Raw genomic sequence first — 23,653 nt, 5'->3', positions numbered from 1 at the left:
AGTAGTCTATATGGGTCCTTGGAAAGTCGAGGTTAAAAATCTTGATTTCCCAAAACTCATCGATCCTCGTGGCAACAAAGCCGATCACGGAGCGATTCTCAAGATCGTAACAACAAACATCTGCGGCAGCGATCAGCACATCTATCACGGTCGGTTTGCGGCTCCTGTAGGAATGCAATTGGGACATGAGATGACTGGCGAGGTGATCGAAGTGGGTCGGGACGTGCAGTTTATTCATGTTGGCGATCTTTGTTCTGTTCCATTTAACGTCTCCTGTGGACGCTGCCGCAACTGCAAGGAGCGTCACACCGACGTCTGCATGAACGTCAACCCCGAAGTAGACTGCGGAGCTTACGGCTTCAACCTCGGCGACTGGCAGGGCGGGCAATCCGAATACCTCATGGTTCCCTACGCCGACTGGAACCTCTTAAAGTTCCCCGACAAAGACCAAGCAATGTCAAAGATCAGGGATCTGACGCTGCTCTCAGACATCTTGCCGACCGGCTTTCACGGCTGCATAGAAGCAAGGGTCGGGTCGGGATCGACGGTCTACATCGCTGGCGCAGGTCCAGTGGGTCGCTGTGCCGCTGCCAGTGCTCGCTTCTTGGGCGCGTCCTGCATCATTGTGGGCGACAGAAACCAGGAGCGGTTAGACCTGGTGAAAAAAGCGGGCTACGAAACCGTAGACACGAGGAAAGATACGCCAGTTGCCGACCAGATTGAAGCAATCTTGGGAGAGAGGGAAGTCGATTCCGGAGTGGACTGCGTGGGTCTTGAGGCGCATGGCTACGGACGGGAAGACGGAGAAGAGCATTCAGAAGCGATACTTAACACCCTGTTTGAAGTGGTCCGGGCGGGGGGCGCGATGGGCATCCCCGGCATCTACACCGATGCCGATCCTGGAGCCAAGACCGACATGGCCAAGCAAGGTCTGCTCCCCCTTACCTTCAGCAAGGCGTGGATCAAGTCGCCGTCGCTGACGGCAGGACAAGCTCCGATCATGAAATACAACCGCCAACTGATGATGGCGATCCTGTGGGACCGGATGCCTTACTTGAGCGAAGTCGTGAACACCGAGATCATCTCGCTCGACCAAGCACCGGAGGCTTACCGGATATTTAGCGATGGCTCGCCGAAGAAGTTCGTCATCGACCCGCACGGCAGCACGAAGAAAGCCGCATAGAGCAGGATGAGGCGTAACCAAAGAAGCAGTCACCGCAGCCATTCAATGAAATTTGACCGTAAGGAGAAACAACCATGACAACTGCAACCGCAACCCAAACTGACGAGGAAATCCAAAAGGATGTGCTGAATGAGTTGAAGTGGGATTCCCGCGTCCAGTCTACCGAAATCGGCGTGGCCGTCAAAGACGGTGTTGTTACGCTCACAGGCTGGGTCGATTCCTTTTACAAGCGCTGGGCTGCCGAAGAAGCTGCCCACCGCGTCCGTGGCGTACTGGCCGTGGCCAACGACATCGAGGTTCGGCTGCCGGTCTCTGCCGAGCGCACTGACGCCGACATTGCCGCAGCCGCCATTCATGCGCTGGAGTGGGATGCCGGCGTGTCCATCGATAATCTCGACGTCACGGTCTCCAAGGGCTGGGTCACGCTCAGGGGTGTGGTCGAGTGGGAGTACCAGAAGCACGATGCCGAGCGAGTTGTCCGCCGCCTGAAAGGCGTCAAGGGGGTGACCAACTTGCTCACCATCAAGCCCCGCGTGTCGCCGTCGGAACTCAAGCAGAAAATTGAGCAGGCGCTGGTGCGCAGCGCGGAGACCGACGCGCTGCGGATCGCGGTCGAGGTGGAGGGGAGCAAGGTCATCCTGAGGGGGGCGGTGCGCTCTTGGGCTGAGAGGCAAGAGGCGGAGCGGGCAGCGTGGTCGGCACCAGGAATCACCTCGGTGGAAAACCGGATCGCGATCTCGCCCTAAGCCTGACCGACATCAGGAACGAGCCTGAGGATGGAGAGTGAGGATCGCATCGACGCGTTCGCGCAGCGTACACAGAGTGTAATCGCGCAGTGTACACGAAGTGTAATTGCTAACTTGCAAAAGAAAAGAATCTAATCAGGAGAACAAGCATGGAACAGCGTCGGTTTGGTTCCACAAAGCGTGAGGTGGCAGCGATCGGTCAAGGGACTTGGTACATTGATCGCTGCGCTCGCGCCTCCGCAATCGCCGCTTTGCGCCAAGGACTCGATCTCGGCATGACCCACATCGACACGGCACAGATGTACGGCAGCGCCGAGGAGGTGGTCGCCGAGGCGATCGCATTGCAAAAGCGAGTGGTAGCAAGTTCACAGAAGGCATCAAGAGTACGAATTAGCCTGGATACACGGAACTTTCCCCACCTCCGAGACACGGGTTACACCACTACTATTTCTGGCTTTATGCCCTGGATACCACCCTCGATCTCAAGCCGAATCTGAATCGCGAACAACTATTAGCTGCGATCGAAACCCACGTCATCGAGCAAACGCGGCTCGTGGGCGTGTATGAGCGATAGTCGCAACGATCAAGACCTCATTCTCAAGGAGATTTTCTCATGACAGCAATCGCTCCTAGAAAAACGCCTCAGTCTCCTGACAGCCCACCTGCTTATGCAGGACTCGATCGCTTATTCATTGGCGGAAGATGGGTGCAAGGTCATTCTGAGCACAAAATTACATCTGTTGATCCTTACCATCAAGCTCCGATTGCAGAATATCAAGCAGCGAGTGAGCAAGACATTGATGAGGCTTATCAAACGGCTAAGAAAGCTCAGATCGAATGGGCAAAAGCTCTGCCGAGTGAGCGATCGCAGGTGATGCAGCGGGCGGCTGAAATCATGAACGCTCGTCAAGAAGAAATTGTGTCCTGGCTGATTCGGGAAGCAGGCAGTCCACGGAGTAAAGCGATGTTGGAATGGCAGTCTGCCTATGCACTGATGCAACAAGTGATAGCGGCTCCCTATCAGGCGGACAGTCAGATCCTGCCTTCTGATCTACCTGGAAAAGAAAGCCGAGTGTATCGCCAACCTGTCGGAGTGGTAGGAGTGGTGAGCCCCTGGGATTTTGCGCTACATCTTGCTAATCGCTCGATCGCGCCTGCGTTGGCAGTTGGCAATGCCGTGGTACAAAAAACACCGTCCATGACCCCGATCTCTGGTGGCTTCATTCTTGCCAAAATCTATGAGGAAGCTGGACTTCCTGAAGGTGTGTTTAGTGTGATTGCTGGAAAAGCCAGTGAGATTGGCGACGCATTTATCGCGCACCCCATTCCGCGTGTGATTACCTTTACCGGATCAACAAAAGCAGGGCGACATATCGGACAACTTGCCATGAGTAGCCCCTTGATGAAACGAGTCTCACTCGAACTCGGTGGCAGTAGTCCATTTGTGGTGCTCGATGATGCGGATTTGGAGCTTGCCGTCAATGCTGCGGTGTTTGGCAAGTTCTTGAATGCGGGTCAGATTTGTATGAGCATCAATCGTTTCATTATCGATCAGCGGGTGCATGATGAATTTGTCGATCGCTTTGTCGATCGCGTTCGCCAACTCAAAGTAGGCGACCCCAATGATCCCGATACCGCCATTGGTCCAATCATTGATCAAGCGCAGTTAGATTCTCTGATGAAGCATATCCAATCCGCCCATCAAGAAGGTGCGCGTCAACTGTTGGGCGGCGATCCAGAGGGATTAGTGCTACCTCCTCATGTGTTTGTTGGTGTGACCAATCAAATGACGGTTGCGCGGGAGGAGTTGTTTGGACCTGTTGCTCCACTGATTAAAGTTCGAGATGAAGCCGAGGCATTACAGGTAGCTAACAGTACAGAGTACGGATTGTCGAGCGCTGTCTTTACCCGCGATGAGCAACGGGGATTGCAGTTCGCGCTGCAAGTCGAAGCAGGCATGACTCATATTAACGATCAGACCGTGAACGATCTGCCCAACGCTCCGTTTGGTGGCGAGAAGAACAGTGGAATTGGGCGATTTGGGGGAAGTTGGGCGATCGAAGAATTTACCACTGACCATTGGATCACGGTGCAGCGGACTCCGCGTGTTTATCCTTTCTAAGCAAATCACTATGGCAACCGACAAACCTAAGATCGGCTTTATTGGACTCGGCAGCTTGGGGAGTTGTATGGCGCTGCAACTGCTCAAAGCGAACTATCTCTTGACGGTCTACGATCGCAGTTCTGAAAAAACTCAGTCTTTCACTCAACAAGGGGCAGCGATCGCAGATTCACCGAAAACGCTGGCATCTCGTTGTGATGTCATTATCTCTTGTGTTGCGAATGATGCCGCCGTTGAGGCAGTGATGCTCGGCGAAAATGGTGCAATTTCGGGAGCGAACGCCAATACCATTCTGATTGATATGAGTACGGTTGCGCCCCAAACGTCCCAACGAATTCACCAAGCGGCCCAACAGAGAAATCTAGCCATGATTGATGCCGCCGTATCCGGCAGTGTCCCACAAGCCAAAGAAGGGAGTTTATTGATTTTAGTGGGCGGAGATGAAGCGATTTATCAGCAGTGCAAACCGATTTTTGAGGTGTTGGGAAAGGCGAGCTTCCACATGGGAGCGGTCGGCATGGGAGCAACAATGAAGCTTGTGGTGAATACGTTACTAGGTGTAGGAATGCAAGCACTGGCAGAAGCGATTGTGTTAGGAGAAAAGAGCGGATTAGAACGATCAAAGCTGCTAGATGTCCTTGAACAGATGGCAGTGGTAGCTCCAGCCCACAGAGGCAAGCTTGAAAATGCTAAACAAAACGAGTATCCGGTCAATTTTGCGCTGCGATTGATGGTCAAGGATTTTGATCTCGTTCGACAGCAGGCAGCCCAATGTTCGGTGCCCATGCCTGCAACTGCGGTTGCTCAACAAGTGTATGCGATCGCCCAAGCCAAAAACATCGAGGAAGATTTTTCCGCAGTGATTCGATTGATGGAAAACCTTGCATCCGCGAATTTGTAGCCAGAAGCTCTTACCACTTTTTTGCACTGGGATTGAAGCTTAAGCTGTTTTATTCTCAAGGAAGGACATTTATGCTCAAGAGCATTGGATACGCGGCTCAGAACGAGAAAACTCCCCTTGCTCCCCTCGCATTCGAGCGCCAAGAACCAGAGGAAAAGGACGTACAGATCGAAATTTTGTACTGTGGTGTTTGTCATTCTGATGTGCATCAGGTTCGCAATGAATGGCAGAACACAGTTTATCCTTGTCTCCCTGGACATGAAATTGTTGGGAGAGTGGTCAAAGTGGGATCAGCGGTGACTAAATTCAAAGCAGGCGATTTGGCAGGCGTGGGGTGCATGATCGACTCATGTCAGTCTTGTACCCCGTGTAAAGAGGGATTAGAACAATACTGCGAAGGACCGAAAGGCTGGACAGCGACTTACAATGGACCGCAAAAACCAGACGGCACGAACACCTTCGGTGGTTACTCCAACAACCTTGTTGTAACTGAAAAATTCGTTCTAAAAGTGCCTGAGAATCTAGACTTAAAAGCTGTTGCACCATTACTATGTGCAGGCGTTACTACCTATTCTCCTCTACGCCACTGGAAGGTTAGTTCTGGTCAAAAAGTCGGGATTGTTGGGCTAGGGGGACTGGGACACATAGCAATTAAGCTAGCAAAAGCAATGGGTGCCAATGTCACGGTGTTTACTACTTCGCCAGAAAAAGAAGTGGATGCTCGTCGCTTAGGTGCAGATGATGTCGTACTCTCGACCGATCGAGACGCAATGAGTCAACACCAACTCAGTTTTGACTACATTCTCAGTACGATTCCGACCTCGCACGACATCAATCCTTACATCAATCTGCTCAAGCGCGATGCTACGCTCACTCTAGTCGGCGCACTAGAACCATTAGAGCCAGGATTGAACAATAGCCAAGTCGCGTTTCACCGTCGCAGCGTGGCTGGATCATTGATTGGTGGTATTGCTGAAACTCAGGAAGTCCTCGATTTTTGTCGAGAACATGGCATTGTCTCGGATGTTGAAGTTATTCCGATTCAGCAAATTAATGAAGCCTATGAGCGAATGTTGAAAGGAGATGTTCGATACCGCTTTGTGATTGATATAGCTTTGCTTCAGCAGGAGTTCGATCGCGGCTGATCGTAGCTTCATCGGGTCATATCGACGTGTACCACCACTAAAAGCTAGACCTTCAGCCCCAAGAATCTAGCTCAGCAAGTTTATTCAATCTCGGAAGGCCTGAAAACTAAATTTGCCAACCTAAAGGCGGCGATTAGGGCAATTGTTTGGGGTCAACTGATTCCGCTCAGCATTCTAATTTGTATCAACTTCATCGATCTCGTTTTGCACGTTTGATTATCCAGGAGAACTGAATGGAACTGGGACTTAAAGATAAAGTTGCGATCGTGACCGGGGCGAGCCAAGGATTAGGCAAAGCAGTTGCGATCGCGCTTGCTCAAGAAGGGTGTCGGGTTGTACTCAGCGCTAGAAGTGAAGCTCACCTTGAGCAAGTTGCTGACTCGATTCGTCAGAGGGGCGGAATTGCGGAATCGATCGCCGAAGATGCCACGCAGTCTCAAGCAATGCAATCACTTGTCGATCGCACGATTGACAAATTTAGCGTAGTTCACATCCTAGTAAATATCACCGGAACCCTGGGTCAAACGCAGGTGTTTGAGCAAATTTCTGACGAGGAGTGGCTTGAGGTCTTCAAAATTAACTTATTCTCGACCGTACAACTCATTCGTGCTGCCTTACCGCACATGCAGCAGCAGAAATGGGGACGGATTATTAACTTAGCCTCAGAGTCTGGAATTCAACCTGATCCGACTATGCCTCACTACAACGCCTCGAAAGCCGCTTTGATTAATTTGACGAAAAGCTTGTCAAAGGCTTATGCCAAAGATGGGATTTTAGTGAATGCTGTTTCGCCTGCGTTTATCGAAACCCCAATGGTTGACAAAATGCTGGAACAACAAGCTAAAAGTAAAGGCATTTCCCAACAACAAGCAGAAGTCGAGTTTTTACACCAAAATCGACCGAATCTGGTGCTTGAACGTGCGGGAAAACCCGAAGAGGTTGCGGCAGTTGTGGTTTTTCTAGCGTCTGAAGCGACTTCTTTTGTGACTGGATCAAACTATCGAGTAGATGGCGGCTCAGTCGCCAGCATCAACTAATTTAACACTAAGAAGAACCGTGATATGAATCCAATTCTTCGGACTGCGGCAGCAGGTTTGTTTCAAAATCACGCTTGTGCAGAAGCAGCACTACAGCAGCTTAGGCGAACTGGCTTTCCCATGAATCGAGTTTCGCTAATTACGCAGCACAAAAGTCAAGCCGATCGCTCAGAAGACCCTCGTCAACTTGTAAAAGCAACGAATTTAGCCAGGAGGACAAATATGGAACAGCGTCGATTCGGTTCCATTCAGCGCGCGGTCGCAGCGATCGGTCAAGGAACCTGGTACATCGACAATGGTGACCGCGCCTCTGCGATCGCCGCTTTGCGCCAAGGACTCGATCTCGGCATGACCCACATCGACACGGCACAGATGTACGGCAGCGCCGAGGAGGTGGTCGCCGAGGCGATCGCTGGACGACGCGATCGGGTTTTCCTGGTTTCCAAGGTTCTTCCTGGAAATGCTTCTCGCAGAGGGACGATCGTAGCTTGCGAGAAATCGCTCGCTCGACTTCATACCGATCGGCTGGACTCTTATCTGTTGCACTGGCGCGGTCAACACCCACTGGAGGAGACGATCGCTGCCTTCGAGCAGCTTCAGCACGAGGGGAAGATTCTCTCCTGGGGAGTGAGCAACTTCGATCTGCCCGACCTTGAAGATGCCCGGGCGATCGCTGGCGAGGGTCGTTTCGTCTGCAACCAGGTTCTTTACCATTTGAAAGAGCGCGCGATCGAGCATGCCGTGATTCCTTGGTGTGAGAAGCATGGCGTCGCCGTGGTCGCCTACAGCCCGTTCGGTCACGGGCACTTCCCAGATCCGCACACGACCGGAGGCCGCGTGCTGCAGGAAATCGCCGCCGCACACAACGCGACCCCTCGCCAGGTTGCGCTTCGGTTCCTAGTGCGGCGGCCCTTGCTCTTTGCAATCCCCAAGGCCTCTAGCCCCGAGCACGCAGCCGAAAACGCCGGGGCTGGGGATCTCCAGTTGACCGAAGCCGAGCTCGATCGGATCGATAAAGCTTTCCCGCCCGGTCCCCGTCCCCACGTGCTTCCAATGCTGTAGCTCGCCTGCAACCAACAAAGGGGCAAGGGAGCAGTCCGAGTGGAGCAGGGGAGAAGCCTCTGGTACAAGACCAAAGGAAAAACTAATGGGCTAGTGAAGGCTTAGAAGTAGATCGAACAATTGTTCGATCGCGATGAAAAAAACACCTATTCTAAACCCAAAACAAATTAACAAACAAGGAGAAGATTATGAACTCTACGACATTGAATCAGCCCAATCCTCAATCTCAGCAGGAGATTGAACAGGAGAGGCAAAAGGCAACGAATGAGGCTCAAAGTTCCTTAGATCGGGACGCAATCGCCGCGCTCGAAGAAACTCGCAATGCAATCAACGCCATCGATCGGGAAAACACTCAGGAAACCATTCAAGCTCTGGAACGGGCAACTGGAAAACTTGATATTCTCCTAGCACGCTACTCTGAACTGGCTCTGGTTCCTGTGTCAACTCAGATAACCATTATCGATCTTGCCCCTCGGGATTTTGATTTGATTGAGCCAATTCGCGATGAAGCTAAGATGGCTGTGAATGAGGAAGATTTTCCGACTGGGCGTGCATTGTTGCACAACCTAGTGAGTGAGATTCGCACATCAACCGTCAATCTGCCACTTGAGACGTATCCTGATGCCATGAAGGAGGCCGCCCGATTGTTGCATCAAGGGAGAACCGATGAAGCCAGAGCGGTAATGCAACTGGCACTCTCAACTCTGGTGGTGACAGAACAATCTCGACCCATTCCACTGATTAATGCCCTTACTGAACTAGCTGCTGCAATGGCTTTAGCTGCTCAGGGACAGGACCAGCAAAATCAGGACCAGCAAAATCGGGACCAAGTACTGCGGTTGCTGGAAGATGCTCGCACCCAACTCAAGCTGGCGAGAGAACTGGGCTATGCTAGACGCGATCCCGAGTACAAAGAACTTGACCGGGCAATCAGAGACATTGAGCGGCAAATCAGGGCAAAGGAGAAAACAGAAAGTCCATTTGCCAAACTCCGGGAAAAGTTCTTTAGTTTCTTCAACCGGGTGTCCAGAGTCAACAGACCATCTCATGAAAGTCAGCAAACCCAAAGTCAGCTCTCTACAGCACGCTTGTGACCAAAGAAAGGGTATAAGGGTATGGGGGTGTGGGGGAGCCACTGCGGTGGTGAGGCAGTCCGTTCTTGGGGGTTTCTCCCAGAAGGAACTGCCGAAAGGGTTTCCCGGCATAAAGCACTTAGCGTCGGGTTAAGCGCGTTGTAGCGACTGGCGTCAAGTGGCGTTGTAGCGGAAAACCTGAATAATCCTTAGACCCAAAAAGGTACAGATGTTCGATCGCGGCGAAAAAGGTATCTATCCCAGGCGCAAAGCAAGTTTACAAATCAGGAGAATAATCATGAACCGATATCACAGATTCTTTAGAAGGCTGCAAGTCCTGTTAGTGGGTATTCTTTTCTCCTCGCTTTTATTCATCGCTCCCGTTCATGCAGTTAGCTCTGCTGCGGTATCTCCTGAAACATTAAATCAGCTTGATACTAGTCTTCAGCAGGAGCTTGAAAAGGAGAGGCAACAGGCAACAGCTGAGGCTGAAAGTAAACTGGATCGAGAAGCGATCGCCGCAATCGAAGAAACTAAAAAAGCGATCGCTGCCATTGAGCGGGGAAAGACTCAAGAAGCAATTGCTGCCCTAGAACGAGCAACTGGAAAAATTGACATACTGGTGGCACAATACCCTAAACTAGCTCTAATTCCGGTGGCGGCTGAGGTAGCGATCCTCGATTTTGCCCCTCAGGATTTTAATTTGGTTGACCGAATTCGCAAACAAGTTAAGTCTGCTGTAAATGCAGAAGATTTTCCGGCGGCTCGCGAACTGTTGAACAACTTGATGAGCGAGATTCGCACAGCAATCGTCAATCTGCCATTAGAGAGATATCCAGATGCTACCAAGCAGGCAGCTCGGTTGTTGAACGAAGGCAAAATTGATGAAGCCAAAGGCGTGCTGCAACTTGCGCTCTCAACTTTAGTGGTCACAGAACAAGCTCGACCCCTGCCGCTAGTCAAAGCCCATACCGATCTAGTGACTGCGGTTACTTTAGCAGAGAAGGATCGCGACGCAGCACAGAGGTTGCTAGAAGATGCTCGTGCCCAACTTAAGTTAGCTCAAGAACTAGGATATGCCAGAGGCGATCGCGAGTATGCAGAATTTGACAAAGCAATTAGAAATCTAGAGCGGCAAGTTAAGGCACGTGAGAACACAACAGTTGCATTTGCCAAGCTTCAGGAACAATTCTTTAGTTTCTTCAACCGAGTATCCGAAGTCGTTAAACCAGATGATTCCTCGAAAAGGGCAGAAGCCAGGAGACGCGATTAATCGCGTCTGTACAAGAATTAGAAGTAGAGACGCGATGAACCCTTGCCTGTATAAGAGTGAGGAATTTTATCTCCCTCTGCTCCTCTGCCCACCCGTCCCATCGCGTTAATCTCAAGAGGTGCTGATGGTTGCAGCAACTGATTTCAAAGATTATTACGAAATTCTGGGTGTCAGTAAGAACGCCACTCCGGAGGATATCAAAAAAGCCTACCGGAAATTGGCACGGAAATATCACCCGGACTTAAATCCTAACGATAAGCAAGCCGAAGCGCGGTTCAAAGAAATTAACGAAGCTAATGAAGTGCTGTCCGACCCGGAAAAACGCCAGAAGTATGACCAGTATGGTCAGTACTGGCAACAGGCTGCGGCGGGTGCACCTCCACCCAGAGGGGCGGGTACACAAGGTTATGACTTTAGCCAGTATGGCAACTTTAATGATTTCATTGATGAATTGCTGGGAGGGTTAGGTCGCAGTGGCGGTCGTACAAAACAGCGCACAGCTAATTATCGCACTACAAGAAGACCAGAAGGATTCCGGGAATACGCCGACTTTGGCTATGGAGAAGACCCTTTCGGCCGCTTCACTGATGTTCCCGCACAGGATACAGAAGCGGCGATCGCTCTCACTTTTTCTGAAGCGTTTCACGGTACACAGAAGCGGCTACAAATTGATGGAGAAACCATCACTGTTCGTATTCCGCCCGGTGTGAAACCGGGAAGCCGCATTCGGGTAAAAGGCAAAGGACAGATAAGTCCTTTTAACCAGCAACGCGGCGATCTTTATCTGTCGATTGAATTATTGCCTCATCCTTTCTTCAAATTTGAGGGCGACAATCTTGCCTGTGAAGTACCTGTCAGCCCAGAAGAAGCAGTGCTTGGCGCACAAATAGATGTTCCTACGCCTGATGGCAAGGTAACGATGACGATTCCAGCCGGTGTGGATTCCGGCCAAGCACTCCGGCTACGTGGCAAGGGCTGGCGCGATCCAAAAGGTAATCGTACCGCTTTGATCGTGCGTTTAAAAATTGTGACACCCAAAGATTTGAGTCCTAAGGAAAGAGAGTGCTATGAAAAATTGCGGCAGGTCAGTAGTTTTAATTCCCGTCAGGGCTTAACGGAGGTGCAGTTATGAGTTCTAACCTGAGTTTGTCTTGCTTGGTGTGGACAGAAGCAGGCGATCGCCTCTATAGTTTCGAGCAAGCCGCCTACCTCACCCAAACCTCGGTTTTATTGCTAGAACGATTTGCCCGCCTGGGATTAATTGAACCTGTAGGAATCATGCTGCGCCGACAGGATATATTTCGCGTTGTGCAGATTCAAAGGTTGCACCGCGATCTGAACTTGAATTGGGTCGGAGCAGCAATGGTGCTAGATATGGTAACTGAAATTGCCCAACTCAAGGCGCAACTGCGCGCCTACCGTGCTGAATTACAAATTCGTAATTAAGAGCGTTAACAAAATAATTTATTTCTCAGCTAAGGGGCACGATTATGCAACCAACCAATCCCGAGCAATTTACCGAAAAAGCCTGGGAAGCCCTTGTTCGGACTCCCGAAATTGCCAAGCAGTTTCAGCATCAGCAGATTGAGAGCGAACATTTGATGCCAGCGCTATTAAAACAGGAAGGACTCGCCAGTTCTATTTTCAACAAAGCCGGGGTAAATGTTCAAAAACTACACGAGCGCACTATCGACTTCATCAACCGTCAGCCCAAAGTATCGGGGGCTAGCAGTGGTTCGGTATACATCGGACACAGTTTAGAGACGCTGCTCGATCGCGCTGAACAATACCGCAAAGAGTTTGGTGATGAATATATTTCTATTGAACATTTAATACTAGCTTTTGCCAAAGACGATCGCTTTGGTAAAGGGTTGTTTCAAGAATTTGGACTGGATGAAAAAAAACTCCGCAACATCATTCAACAGATTCGAGGGAGTCAAAAAGTGACAGATCAAAACCCGGAAGTTAAATATGAAGCGCTAGAAAAATACGGACGCGATTTAACCCAATTGGCACATGAGGGCATACTCGACCCAGTGATTGGACGAGATGAAGAAATTCGTCGCACGATTCAAATCCTTTCTCGTCGGACTAAAAATAACCCCGTGCTGATTGGTGAACCTGGTGTCGGTAAAACGGCAATTGTAGAAGGATTAGCGCAGCGCATTGTCAGTGGTGATGTCCCGGAATCATTGCGCGATCGCAAACTAATAGCTTTAGACATGGGTGCGTTAATTGCCGGAGCCAAATACCGGGGAGAATTTGAAGAACGCCTGAAAGCTGTCTTAAAAGAAATCCAAGAAGCACAGGGACAAATCGTCTTGTTCATTGACGAAATTCACACTGTAGTTGGTGCGGGTGCAACGCAAGGATCGATGGATGCTAGCAACTTGCTCAAGCCAATGCTTGCTCGCGGCGAACTGCGCTGTATTGGTGCCACCACGCTAGATGAATACCGCAAGTATATTGAAAAAGATGCGGCTTTGGAACGTCGTTTTCAGCAGGTGTATGTCGATCAGCCCAGTGTGGAAGATACCATCTCAATTCTGCGCGGTTTGAAAGAGCGCTACGAGTTACACCATGGCGTGAAGGTTTCTGATAGTGCGTTAGTTGCGGCAGCTACTCTGTCTGCGAGATATATTAGCGATCGCTTCCTACCCGACAAAGCTATTGATTTGGTGGATGAAGCTGCGGCTAAACTAAAAATGGAAATTACTTCCAAACCAGAAGAATTAGACGAAATCGATCGCAAAATTCTGCAACTGGAAATGGAGCGGCTGTCACTGCAAAAAGAAACAGACAGTGCTTCCAGAGAGCGGTTAGAACGGCTGGAGAGAGAACTTGCAGAGTTAAAAGAACGCCAAGATGCCCTCAATGCTCAATGGCAAGCAGAGAAGCAAATCATCGATCGCATTCGCCAAATTAGACAAGAGATTGAGCGTGTCAATGTAGAAATTCAGCAAGCCGAACGCGATTACGACCTCAACCGGGCAGCAGAACTGAAATACAGCAAACTCACTGAGCTGCAACGACAACTAAAAGAAGCCGAAGCGCGACTAGCTCAAATCCAGACTAGCGGTAAATCTCTGTTGCGCGAAGAAGTCACCGAAGCTGACATTGCCGAAATTATCTCCAAATGGACGGGTATTCTGGTAAGCAGACTGGTTGAATCGGAAATGCAAAAACTCTTGCATCTGGAAGAAGAGCTACATAAACGTGTGATTGGTCAGGACGAAGCTGTAAGAGCTGTTGCTGATGCAATTCAACGTTCCCGTGCTGGGTTAGCAGACCCGAATCGTCCCATTGCTAGCTTTATTTTCTTAGGCCCGACCGGGGTGGGAAAAACAGAACTGGCAAAAGCTTTAGCGGAATATCTGTTTGATACTGAAGATGCACTGGTGCGGATCGATATGTCCGAATACATGGAGAAACACGCTGTTGCCCGTCTCATCGGTGCACCTCCAGGTTACGTGGGCTATGAAGAAGGTGGACAACTCACCGAAGCGATTCGCCGCCGACCTTATTCTGTAATTCTGTTTGACGAAATTGAGAAAGCTCATCCTGATGTATTCAACGTCCTGCTGCAAATCCTGGATGATGGTCGCCTAACTGATTCTCAGGGACGCACAGTAGATTTTAAAAATACGATCGCGATTATGACAAGCAATATTGGTTCAATATACATTTTGGATGTGGCAGGAGATGATAGCAAGTACGAACAAATGCGCGATCGCGTCATGGAAGCAGTTCGAGAAAGTTTCCGCCCCGAATTCCTCAACCGCATTGATGAAATCATTATCTTCCATAGCTTGCGGAAGGACGAGTTGCGCGAAATTGTCAAACTACAAGTGCAGCATTTAGAGGAGCGACTGCGCGAGCGTAAACTCTTGCTTAAAATCTCCGACGAGGCTCTCGATTGGATTGTTCAGGTCGGTTATGACCCAGTTTACGGTGCTCGTCCCCTGAAGCGGGCGATTCAGCGAGAACTAGAAACTCCGATTGCCAAAGCGATTCTACGCGGCGAGTTCCACGAAGGCGACACAATCTACGTCCATGTGGAACATGAACGACTGGTGTTGAAGTGCTTATCACCTGAACTGGTCAACGCTTAGAGAGGGCAGAGGAGCACAAGGGAGAGATAACTCTTGTACAGACAAGGGTTAATCGCGTCTCTCTTTCAAGATTTAACAACATATCAAAACATTTTTTGAAAAGCTATGACTTCTGAAGATTTTAGAGAAACCAGAAAAAATTCAGCATTGGCAATTGTCTTAGGTGTTTTGATGATTCTGCTGGGAATTGCAGCGATCGCAGAACCATTTATTGCCACTATTGCCATCACAATCGTATTCTCCTGGACTTTAATTATTGCTGGCATCGTCCGAATTGTTCATGCATTTCAATCACGTCACAAACGAGGCTTCTGGACAACACTAGTAGTTGGTATTCTATACGTAATTGGTGGAATTTTGTTGATTAGCAACATCTTTGGTGCTGCGCTCTCTCTCACTTTAGCTTTTGGATTTATCATTTTTATGGAGGGTGTATTGGAGGTGATTGCAGCATTTCAAATGCGTCGAGATCCAAACTGGGGTTGGGTACTATTTAGCGGTATCATGGCTATTATTCTAGGGATTTTGATTCTGTATCAATGGCCGATCAGCACAGTTTGGGTATTGGGAGTATTTGTAGGGATTAATTTTTTGTTGACGGGCCTTTGGATGATCCTGCTTTCATTAGCTTCTCGTAGTCTTCTTGACCATAGGGCAAGAGTTTAAAGCAGTTATCAGTTATCAAAGTTTGAGTTGGGGTCTAAATCTCCAACTCAAACGTAGCACGCAATAGTGGTGGGGAACTTTGACTCCCAACTGAAAACAGTTTACTGTTAACTATTGACTAATTTGTTGAAATAACTTTCGGTTTTATTGGTGAGCTAGAACACCGATTCAGTAACAGGCGATCGTAAGGTAAGTCAATAAGCCCGGTCAAAAAAGTTGGTAAGTAATAGTTATATCCCCCATTCCGCACCCTAACTGTCACAAACGGGAATTACTCAATGAAATCTCTAAAATAAGAATAAAATTATACTTTTTTTCTCTAAAAAAACGATAAGAAAGCGTCAAAACTCGGATCTAAGACATCTTCGCTATTCTCAATTATTAGCAATAAGATGGGAACAGATTTTTTGTCATAATTGATAGATCAAGTTCTATAAATACTTGAATTAAGTTATGATTTTACTAATATATCAGTCTCACAAACAAAATTTTAGACATAATAATTTAACCCATCAGGATCTATAAGGTAAGGAGAAAGACGACAACCGCTGCAATACTGTGTCTGTTACCATGCTGCTGAAGAAATTGAACGGGATAGTTCAGGATGAATGCTAGAAGTGCTGCCAGAATCACGATCGCCACCAGAGGTTGAAAGTACTGGAGCGTTTCGATCGCTAACCATGTATCCAAAATGAGGATGGGAAATATCAGCACCATCAACCATCCTGGGCTGATGTGTTTTTGTAGGGTGTTAAACACGGGTTTGGAAACTGGTTTTGCTGCGATCGTTCATTCACCCATCTACTCCCTTTAACCTAGAATTTTATTTGTACGCTGTTCCCTTATGTGTTAGATGCAACAGTTATTTGTTACATCTAAAGAAGTTATCTAAAGAAGTTGTTTGTTACATCTAAAAAAGAAGGATATTGTTACTTAGCATCCACCAAGTAGCTCGATGAGTTGCTGAAACAATTCCACACTGCTTGAAGATGGATGCTTCTACACCTTAAAAAGAGAACATAAGGGCTTTCTGAGGAAATCATAGTCATTTGCTAATGAAATTATTTATAAAAATTTACATATTTTGAGCCTTTGGGAGGATAAGGAATTGATAGCAACCAGATTAAGATGGCAGGTGCCTCAGTTCACTCTGAAATCTCTAACCTGGCGTATTCCTTCAGCTTAGGGATTTGCAAGATGCAATCTGCAAGGTTCGTTGTATGAGACTTCTGATTGTTGAAGATGATCGAGATACAGTAGCCGCCCTCGTCAGCTTTTTGTCAGCCCAACTGTTTACGATCGATGCGGCTCATAATGCCAAATCAGCACTGGCATTAGTTGAGACGAGCCAGTATGACCTGATTGTGCTGGATGTAATGCTGCCAGGATTGGATGGCATTAGCTTCTGTCGGCAACTGAGAACGCAGAATCAGCGTGTCCCCATTTTGCTACTGACCGCGAAGGATGATCCGGCAGACCGCGTGGCAGGCTTTGAGGCAGGAGCCGATGATTATGTCACCAAACCCTACGAGCGATGGGAGCTACTTGCCCGAATTCGCGCGTTGTTACGACGAGGCGACACTGAGTTAACGGAGGTACTCTGCTGGGGCGAGTTGCAGCTTGACCCAAATCATTGTCAGGTAACTTGCCAGAGTAAACCTCTGCACCTCACGCCCAAGGAATACAAACTGTTGGAGTTATTCTTACGGCACCCACGTCGAATTTTCGATCGACAAACGCTGCTCGATCGCATTTGGTCGATTGATGAATGTCCGGGCGAAGAGGCAGTCACCACCCAGATTCGTGGATTGCGGCGAAAGCTCCAAATGGCAGGGCTAACGTCTAATCCGATCGAAACCTTATATGGTTTGGGATATCGATTGAGATCATTGCCTGAGGAGCGGCAGGACGATGAAGAGATGAGAAAAGAAGGGAATGGCACTCTTCATTCCCAGTCTGACCATTCCCAGTGTGATAGTACTAGCGGTATGGATGCTGACTATACCGCTGCAGTAGCAACGATTCAGCAGATGTGGCAAGGGTTTCAGGAGCGATTGCAGGAACAACTCGCAACGCTGGAGCAGGCGATCGCCCACCTTACAACAAACTCTCTCGACCCCAACCAGCGGCAGCATGCCCAAACCATTGCTCATCGGCTCATTGGCTCTTTGGGAGCATTTGGCATTCCACACGCAGCAGAGCTTGCCCGTCAGATCGAACGTGTTTTAAACTCCTCAACGGCTGTGTTGCAATCCGAGTCAGCGGTTCAACTCGAAACGGTGCTTCAGCAACTCCGGTGCATTACCCAACGATCGCCTATGTTTGCTGTGCCAAGTAGCGAAGGCGCGGGGACACGGAGACACGGAGATATGGAGATAGAAGAGGACACGGAGACACGGGGGTACGGGGATACGGGGAATCGAGAAGTACTCGCCGCGTCCTCTATAGTCTTTACGATCGGCGACGACCCAACCATGCTTGAGCCAATGCAGGCAGAGGCTCCTAACTGGGCTGTTCATCTGGAAACGGCTAGCGACCCGATCGGTGCCCGTGAGCGGCTACAATCCTGTATGCCGAATGCGATCGTGCTGGATCTTACCTTTTCTAACACCACGGAAAGCGGGTTAACCCTACTGGCACAGCTTAAGCGTCAGTTCCCGACGATTCCGGTAGTGGTGCTGAGCGGGCAGGGTGATTTGAGCAAGCGCGTGGAAGTGGCTCGTCTGGGAGCGAATGCCTTTTTGCAAAAACCCGCGATGCCCTCTGAAGTGTTCCAGGTTGTCACTCAGCTTCTCAACCCGATGGAGGCGATCGCTGCTAAACTGCTGATTGTGGATGACGATTCAGTCTTATTAACACGGCTGCAAGCCAACCTGGAACCGAGAGGGTTTCAAGTAACGGCTTTAGCAGACCCAACTCTGTTCTGGCAATTCCTGGAAGTGACCTGCCCGGATCTACTGCTGCTGGATGTCTCGATGCCAGGATTCAATGGTATTGAATTATGCCAGGTGGTCAAGAGCGATCCGCACTGGAGCCAGTTACCTGTGTTGTTCCTTTCCGCGCATTCCGATGCTAATACCCTACATCAGGCATTAGCCGTAGGAGCAGATGATTATGTCTTGAAGCCAATTGTAGAAGCCGATTTGATTCAGCGCATTTTGAAACGACTGGGACAACTAGACAATTATCTGATTCATTCACCGTTGAAAAGATCTGACCCTGAGGAGAAAACAAGTGAACTGAGAAGGGCTGTATTCACAATAGGAGCCATGCCATGACCAATGAACAGGCTGTGTTAGACCAACTGTTTGCAGGTGGCGGTGAAATGGGTGCGCTGATGCGAGCACGCTTCGCGTGTACCGAAGGTAATGCCGACTGGTTGCAAACCTCGTTAGGTTTACCAGAGCATTGGTCACAAAGCTTAAAGACCGCTCTTCGCATTGTGCTGACATCGCGCCAACCTATGTTTATCTGGTGGGGCGAAGACTTGATTAACCTCTACAATGACGCCTACAGTTTTTTCCTCCAAAACAAACATCCGGCAGCCCTGGGGCTTCCCGCTTCCCGCGTCTGGCATGAGGTTTGGGATCAACTTGAACCTCGGATAGAATCGGCGATCCGCAAAAATGAGGGAACGTTTGACGAAGCGTCGTTGTTCATCATGTTGCGGAAAGGCTATCTAGAGGAAACCTATGTGACGTTCTCCTACAGCCCCATCCCCGACGATCGTGGCGGCACAGGCGGTATCTTTTGCGCCTGTACGGACGATACCCAGCGCATTGTCGGTGAGCGTCAGTTAGCGCTGTTGCAGGAACTGGCAGCCAGAACGGCAGATGCCCGTACTTTCGATGAAGTCTGCACTCTCAGTGCAAGCTGCCTGGAAACTAATCCTTACGATCTTCCCTTTGCGATGATTTATCTCATCGAGCCGGAGCAACAACAGATTGTTCTGGCAGGGACATCTAGTATTGATCGAGACCACCCTGCCGTTCCTCAAGCCGTTGCGTTTGACGATGATTTGGTTTGGCAGCTTGCAGAGGTTGTCAGAACCCCAAAAGCCTGCTTGATTACAGATTTGGAAGCATCGTTTGACAACTTACCCACGGGTGCCTGGCAGCAAATACCGCATCAAGCAGTTTCCATACCCATTGCTGCATCAGGTCAGACCGGAAAAGCGGGCATTTTGGTGGTTGGGTTAAATCCGTTCAGGCTGTTTGACGGCAACTATCGAGGATTCATCGATTTGGTGGCAGGGCAAATCTCAGCTAGTATTGCCAATGCAGAGGCTTACGAAGCAGAACGGAAACGGGCAGAAGCATTGGCGGAGCTAGACCGCGCTAAAACCGTTTTCTTCAGTAATGTCAGTCATGAATTTCGCACACCCCTGACACTCATGCTCGGTCCCTTGGAAGATGCACTGGCGAGTTTAGAGGAGCAGGGGAGTGGGGCAGGGGAGGAGCAGGGGAGTGGGAGGATAGATGAGACTCCATCGCTCTACCTACCCGCCGACTCACCAACTCTAAAACACCAACTCCAGGTTGCCCATCGTAACGCCCAACGCTTGCTGAAACTGGTCAATACACTGCTAGATTTCGCGCGGATTGAGGCAGGGCGGATTGAAGCAGTATACGAGCCAACAGACCTGGCGATGTTAACAACCGATTTGGCAGGGGTATTCCGCTCTGCGATCGAGCGTGCAGATTTACGGTTACGGGTAAACTGTCCCCCACTGCCTCAGCTTGTGTATGTCGATCGCGAAATGTGGGAAAAGATTGTCCTCAACTTGCTTTCCAACGCCTTCAAATTCACCTTTGAGGGTGAAATTGTCGTCAGTCTGCAATGGGAAGAGAGGAGAATGCTTCAAACGTCGAGTCATGTCATTCTAGAAGTGCGAGATACGGGTACGGGCATTCCCGCTGAAGAACTGCCTCATATCTTTCAGCGATTCCATCGGGTAAAAGGGGCAGCAGGACGGAGCTATGAAGGGTCAGGAATTGGATTGTCCTTAGTGCAGGAGTTGGTGAAGCTGCATGGTGGCAGCATTTGGGTCAGTAGCGTGGTGGGTCAGGGAACCTGTTTCACGATATCAATTCCCACGGGATACAGTCATTTGCCAGGCGATCGTCTACAGTTACAACACGGCGAAGCCCAACTTATTAATGCAGAGCGTTCATTTGCCTCAATAGAAACAAGAGCTACCCCTTATATCGCGGAAGTGTTGCGCTGGCTACCAGACGAAAGGAGTGAACGGGTAGATGAGTGGATGAGTGAAGCAGAACACCACCCATCTTCCACCCACTCACCCGCCCTCCCTGCTCGCATCCTCCTCGCTGACGATAATGCCGATATGCGCCACTATATGAGGCGTTTATTGAATCAACAGTATGAGGTAGAAGTCGTGTCTGATGGAGTCGCCGCATTAGCCGCCATTCGGCAGCAGATGCCCGATTTGGTCTTAACCGATGTGATGATGCCTCGCCTCGATGGCTTTGGATTGTTACAAGCGCTCCGGGCGAACCCAGACACTCAACAAATTCCAATCATTCTGCTGTCTGCCCGAGCTGGAGAAGAATCGCGGATTGAAGGACTGGCAGCCGGAGCGGATGATTACCTAATCAAGCCCTTTTCGGCGCGGGAACTGTCGGCGCGAGTTGAGACAACGCTCAAGATGGCTCGGATGCGTCAAGAAGCGGCGCAGAAAGAGCGGGAACTGCGGCTGATGAGTGAGGCGGCTCAACAGCAGGCTGAGGATGCCTACAACCGCATTAATCGGTTGCTGGAAAGCATGACGGATGCGTTTACTGCTTTAGATCGCGACTGGCGAATTATCCACCAAAACGCAGCAGCGCAACGAATCAACGGCAAACCACTTACAGAAGTGCTGGGAAAAACACACTGGGAGGAATGGCCCGCATCCGTCGGTAGCCAACTAGAGCATCAGTACCGACGGGCAATGGCGGAGCAGATTCCGGTTCACTTTGAGCATCACTACTACTTGCCGCCCAGCTTTGATATCTGGCTGGAGATTCACGCCTACCCTTCTGAGGAGGGGCTTGGCATTTTCTATCGAGATATCACGGCTCGCAAGCAGTCTGAGGAGGCACTGCGTGTCGCTCACCAATGCCTGACGTATCACGTCATGAACTCTCCACTCGCTGTGATGGAGTTTGATTCTGAATCGCGTGTCGTGCAATGGTCACCGCAGGCGGAAAACGTTTTTGGGTGGAAAAGCCAGGAGGTGCTTGGCAAACGCCCGATCGATATGGGATTTGTCTATGCTGAAGATGAAGCAACCGCTCGCCGAGAGGTCATTGAACCCCTGGTGAATGGGGATAAACAATCCAAAACGATGTACAACCGCAACTATACCAAAGATGGCTCAATTGTTTACTGCGAGTGGTATAACTCCGTCTTGAGGAATGAGGCAGGTGAGTTAATATCTATCCTGTCACTTGCCTTGGATGTCACCGATCGCAAAAAAGCAGAGGAAGCACTGTGCGAGAGCGAAGAGCGGTTCCGTGCGATCGTCAATCAGGCAACCGCAGGCATTGCCCAATGCAATATGTCGGGTCAATTCATCCTGGTCAACCAGAAATATTGCGAGATCGCTGGATATTCCAGGGAAGAGCTATTACACAAGCGGATACAGAATATTACCCATCCTGATGATTTACCCCACAACCTTGATTTATACCAGCGTCTTGTCACCCAGAAAACTGACTTTGCCGTCGAAAAGCGTTACATCCGCAGTGATGGCTCTGAAGTTTGGGTCAACAACAGTGTGTCACCCGTTCGTGATGCCTTCGGACACATTCAATCCATAGTTGCGATTGTGCTGGATATTAGCGATCGCAAACGAGCGGAAATTGCCCTCCAGGAAAGCGAAGCCAAATTCCGAGCTGTTTTCGACCAAATGTACCAGTTTCTCGGCTTGCTCACTCCCGATGGAATGTTGCTGGAAACCAATCAAAATCCACTCACCTTCGCGGACGTTGAGCATGAGGCTGTCATTGGTAAACCGTTTTGGGAATTCCCCTCCTGGAATGCCACCGCCGAACTTCAGGAAATTGCCAAAACGTTAGTCGATCAGGCTGCCGCCGGACAGCTTTTCCATCAAGAAGTCAACCTTTTCGATGCCAGTAACAACCTCCACACCTTTGATGTATCCGCAAAACCCATCTACACGATCGAGACCCATCAAATCCTCTGGGTGATCGTTGAGGGGCGTGACATTTCTGCCCAGGTGCGGTTGCAAAATGCCCTGCGCCAAGAACAGGAGCGATCGCTCCAGCTAATCACCAGCAGCGTAGACGGCATTGTTGCCTTTGATGCTGACGGCTGTTGCACCCTCTGGAACCCCGCAATGGAACAGATGACCGGACTGCGGCAGGAAGACGTTATGGGCAGACGTGGAGTAGACGTGTTTGCTGTTCTCCTGGACGCTAAAATATTGCAAGGCTTTCATCCCGGCATAGAAAAAACCGTCACGACCTTCGACTTTCACTTTACCCACTCTAAAACCAGACAGCGCCAGTGGATCGAAGCCCGCTATTCGCCGCTCCACGGCGGCAGTGAGACGCATAACGGCGGGCTGCTGATAGTGCGGGATGTCACTCAACAGCGTGAGCTAGAACGGATGAAGCGTGAATTTATTTCCATCATCAGCCACGAAATTCGCACACCGCTTTCCTCAATCCGGGGGGCGCTGGGACTCGTGGCAACCGGAGTTTTGGATGACGATCCCCAAACGGCGAAAGAGATGCTGGGCATTGCCAACAACAATATCGAGCGATTGGTGCGACTGGTTAATGATGTTCTAGCACTGAGCCGACTGGAGTCAGGACAGGTGGAACTGAAAAAGCAATGGTGTGAGGCGGCGACTCTCGTGCAACAGACATTCTCCAGTGTGCAAAACCTGGCAGAAGCGAATCAGGTTGATTTGCGATCGTCCACTGGAAACATTCAAATTTGGGCAGACCCGGATTGGCTAGTGCAAGTACTGGTGAATTTAATTAACAATGCCGTCAAATTTTCTCCTGCTGAAACCACCGTCTCCGTTAATGTAGAACCACAACCTCAACAGGTTTTATTTCAAGTGACCGACCAGGGACGGGGCATTCCAAGTCAGAAGCTAGAAACCATCTTTGGGCAGTTTCAACAGGTTAATATGTCTGATTCTCGCCAAAAGGGGGGGACAGGATTAGGGCTGTCAATCTGTCGTCTGATTGTGCAACTGCATGGCGGACGCATCTGGGCAGAGAGTGAATTAGAGAGGGGCAGCAAATTTTACTTCACGCTGCCAATACCAGACTAAATTTCCATGATAAAACGTG

Annotated in this window: 17 protein-coding genes and 1 pseudogene; 17 read left to right on the top strand and 1 reads right to left on the bottom strand. The window is 49.8% G+C overall.

From position 1 onward, the window contains the following. Positions 1-10: 10 nt before the first annotated feature. From HC643_RS35455 to HC643_RS35390, 15 genes and pseudogenes are all read left to right on the top strand, one after another. Positions 11-1,183: an alcohol dehydrogenase catalytic domain-containing protein gene (locus HC643_RS35455; protein ID WP_237266013.1), complete on the top strand. Its 1,173-nt coding sequence runs from the start codon at positions 11-13 to the stop codon at positions 1,181-1,183. 74 nt (positions 1,184-1,257) lie between these two features. Then, entirely contained in the window at positions 1,258-1,929 is a 672-nt protein-coding gene (locus tag HC643_RS35450) for a BON domain-containing protein (protein ID WP_038092468.1), read from the top strand. A 149-nt stretch (positions 1,930-2,078) separates the two neighbouring features. After that, a complete protein-coding gene (locus HC643_RS41785) occupies positions 2,079-2,426 on the top strand; it encodes an aldo/keto reductase (protein WP_038092461.1) in 348 nt (115 codons plus the stop codon). Continuing rightward, a pseudogene (locus HC643_RS42705) lies at positions 2,387-2,503 on the top strand (YbhB/YbcL family Raf kinase inhibitor-like protein); the annotation flags it as partial. The gene HC643_RS41785 and the pseudogene HC643_RS42705, both read left to right, overlap by 40 nt. A gap of 39 nt (positions 2,504-2,542) precedes the next feature. After that, a complete protein-coding gene (locus tag HC643_RS35440; RefSeq protein ID WP_038092458.1) occupies positions 2,543-4,051 on the top strand; it encodes an aldehyde dehydrogenase family protein in 1,509 nt (502 codons plus the stop codon). A gap of 10 nt (positions 4,052-4,061) precedes the next feature. After that, positions 4,062-4,952 carry an NAD(P)-dependent oxidoreductase gene (locus HC643_RS35435; protein ID WP_038092455.1) on the top strand — a complete coding sequence of 297 codons (891 nt, stop codon included), beginning with the start codon at positions 4,062-4,064 and terminating at the stop codon, positions 4,950-4,952. Between the two features lie 71 nt (positions 4,953-5,023). Continuing rightward, positions 5,024-6,097 (top strand): NAD(P)-dependent alcohol dehydrogenase, encoded by a 1,074-nt coding sequence (locus HC643_RS35430; RefSeq protein ID WP_038092450.1) that lies wholly within the window; start codon positions 5,024-5,026, stop codon positions 6,095-6,097. A 233-nt stretch (positions 6,098-6,330) separates the two neighbouring features. Beyond that, positions 6,331-7,134 (top strand): SDR family NAD(P)-dependent oxidoreductase, encoded by an 804-nt coding sequence (locus HC643_RS35425; protein WP_038092448.1) that lies wholly within the window; start codon positions 6,331-6,333, stop codon positions 7,132-7,134. 222 nt (positions 7,135-7,356) lie between these two features. Beyond that, a complete protein-coding gene (locus HC643_RS35420; RefSeq protein WP_038092503.1) occupies positions 7,357-8,196 on the top strand; it encodes an aldo/keto reductase in 840 nt (279 codons plus the stop codon). A gap of 188 nt (positions 8,197-8,384) precedes the next feature. Beyond that, a complete protein-coding gene (locus HC643_RS35415) occupies positions 8,385-9,290 on the top strand; it encodes a YfdX family protein (RefSeq protein WP_038092445.1) in 906 nt (301 codons plus the stop codon). Positions 9,291-9,567: 277 nt separating this feature from the next. After that, positions 9,568-10,542 (top strand): YfdX family protein, encoded by a 975-nt coding sequence (locus tag HC643_RS35410; RefSeq protein WP_038092500.1) that lies wholly within the window; start codon positions 9,568-9,570, stop codon positions 10,540-10,542. Positions 10,543-10,666: 124 nt separating this feature from the next. Continuing rightward, positions 10,667-11,674, top strand: coding sequence for a DnaJ C-terminal domain-containing protein (locus tag HC643_RS35405; RefSeq protein ID WP_038092436.1), 1,008 nt, complete (start codon positions 10,667-10,669; stop codon positions 11,672-11,674). Next, positions 11,671-11,988 carry a chaperone modulator CbpM gene (locus tag HC643_RS35400; protein ID WP_038092429.1) on the top strand — a complete coding sequence of 106 codons (318 nt, stop codon included), beginning with the start codon at positions 11,671-11,673 and terminating at the stop codon, positions 11,986-11,988. Before HC643_RS35405 ends, HC643_RS35400 begins: the two co-directional genes overlap by 4 nt. Before the next feature lie 44 nt (positions 11,989-12,032). Continuing rightward, entirely contained in the window at positions 12,033-14,654 is a 2,622-nt protein-coding gene (gene clpB, locus HC643_RS35395) for an ATP-dependent chaperone ClpB (protein ID WP_038092426.1), read from the top strand. Positions 14,655-14,759: 105 nt separating this feature from the next. Next, entirely contained in the window at positions 14,760-15,320 is a 561-nt protein-coding gene (locus tag HC643_RS35390; RefSeq protein ID WP_038092423.1) for an HdeD family acid-resistance protein, read from the top strand. 519 nt (positions 15,321-15,839) lie between these two features. Here the strand turns inward: HC643_RS35390 and HC643_RS35385 are convergent. Continuing rightward, positions 15,840-16,079 (bottom strand): AI-2E family transporter, encoded by a 240-nt coding sequence (locus HC643_RS35385; RefSeq protein ID WP_050046483.1) that lies wholly within the window; start codon positions 16,077-16,079, stop codon positions 15,840-15,842. Between the two features lie 461 nt (positions 16,080-16,540). Between HC643_RS35385 and HC643_RS35380 the strand changes: the two genes are divergently transcribed. Beyond that, positions 16,541-18,598 (top strand): response regulator, encoded by a 2,058-nt coding sequence (locus tag HC643_RS35380; protein WP_050046484.1) that lies wholly within the window; start codon positions 16,541-16,543, stop codon positions 18,596-18,598. After that, positions 18,595-23,634, top strand: coding sequence for a PAS domain S-box protein (locus HC643_RS35375; protein WP_419723334.1), 5,040 nt, complete (start codon positions 18,595-18,597; stop codon positions 23,632-23,634). The genes HC643_RS35380 and HC643_RS35375 overlap by 4 nt, the downstream gene beginning before the upstream one ends. Positions 23,635-23,653 lie beyond the last annotated feature (19 nt).

It is taken from the genome of Tolypothrix bouteillei VB521301, assembly GCF_000760695.4.
GTDB lineage: Bacteria > Cyanobacteriota > Cyanobacteriia > Cyanobacteriales > Nostocaceae > Scytonema > Scytonema bouteillei_A.
The sequence above is the reverse complement of the archived record's forward strand: the minus strand, read 5'-3'. Positions and strand labels throughout refer to the sequence as shown.

What these genes read in the sequence shown, in the direction of transcription:
- HC643_RS35455 (WP_237266013.1), top strand. Translation starts at nt 11, where the DNA reads ATGGGTCCTTGGAAAGTCGAGGTTAAAAATCTTGATTTCCCAAAACTC.
- HC643_RS35435 (WP_038092455.1), top strand. Translation starts at nt 4,062, where the DNA reads ATGGCAACCGACAAACCTAAGATCGGCTTTATTGGACTCGGCAGCTTG.
- HC643_RS35450 (WP_038092468.1), top strand. Translation starts at nt 1,258, where the DNA reads ATGACAACTGCAACCGCAACCCAAACTGACGAGGAAATCCAAAAGGAT.
- HC643_RS41785 (WP_038092461.1), top strand. Translation starts at nt 2,079, where the DNA reads ATGGAACAGCGTCGGTTTGGTTCCACAAAGCGTGAGGTGGCAGCGATC.
- HC643_RS35380 (WP_050046484.1), top strand. Translation starts at nt 16,541, where the DNA reads ATGAGACTTCTGATTGTTGAAGATGATCGAGATACAGTAGCCGCCCTC.
- HC643_RS35440 (WP_038092458.1), top strand. Translation starts at nt 2,543, where the DNA reads ATGACAGCAATCGCTCCTAGAAAAACGCCTCAGTCTCCTGACAGCCCA.
- HC643_RS35415 (WP_038092445.1), top strand. Translation starts at nt 8,385, where the DNA reads ATGAACTCTACGACATTGAATCAGCCCAATCCTCAATCTCAGCAGGAG.
- HC643_RS35430 (WP_038092450.1), top strand. Translation starts at nt 5,024, where the DNA reads ATGCTCAAGAGCATTGGATACGCGGCTCAGAACGAGAAAACTCCCCTT.
- HC643_RS35425 (WP_038092448.1), top strand. Translation starts at nt 6,331, where the DNA reads ATGGAACTGGGACTTAAAGATAAAGTTGCGATCGTGACCGGGGCGAGC.
- HC643_RS35410 (WP_038092500.1), top strand. Translation starts at nt 9,568, where the DNA reads ATGAACCGATATCACAGATTCTTTAGAAGGCTGCAAGTCCTGTTAGTG.
- clpB (WP_038092426.1), top strand. Translation starts at nt 12,033, where the DNA reads ATGCAACCAACCAATCCCGAGCAATTTACCGAAAAAGCCTGGGAAGCC.
- HC643_RS35420 (WP_038092503.1), top strand. Translation starts at nt 7,357, where the DNA reads ATGGAACAGCGTCGATTCGGTTCCATTCAGCGCGCGGTCGCAGCGATC.
- HC643_RS35405 (WP_038092436.1), top strand. Translation starts at nt 10,667, where the DNA reads ATGGTTGCAGCAACTGATTTCAAAGATTATTACGAAATTCTGGGTGTC.
- HC643_RS35390 (WP_038092423.1), top strand. Translation starts at nt 14,760, where the DNA reads ATGACTTCTGAAGATTTTAGAGAAACCAGAAAAAATTCAGCATTGGCA.
- HC643_RS35400 (WP_038092429.1), top strand. Translation starts at nt 11,671, where the DNA reads ATGAGTTCTAACCTGAGTTTGTCTTGCTTGGTGTGGACAGAAGCAGGC.
- HC643_RS35375 (WP_419723334.1), top strand. Translation starts at nt 18,595, where the DNA reads ATGACCAATGAACAGGCTGTGTTAGACCAACTGTTTGCAGGTGGCGGT.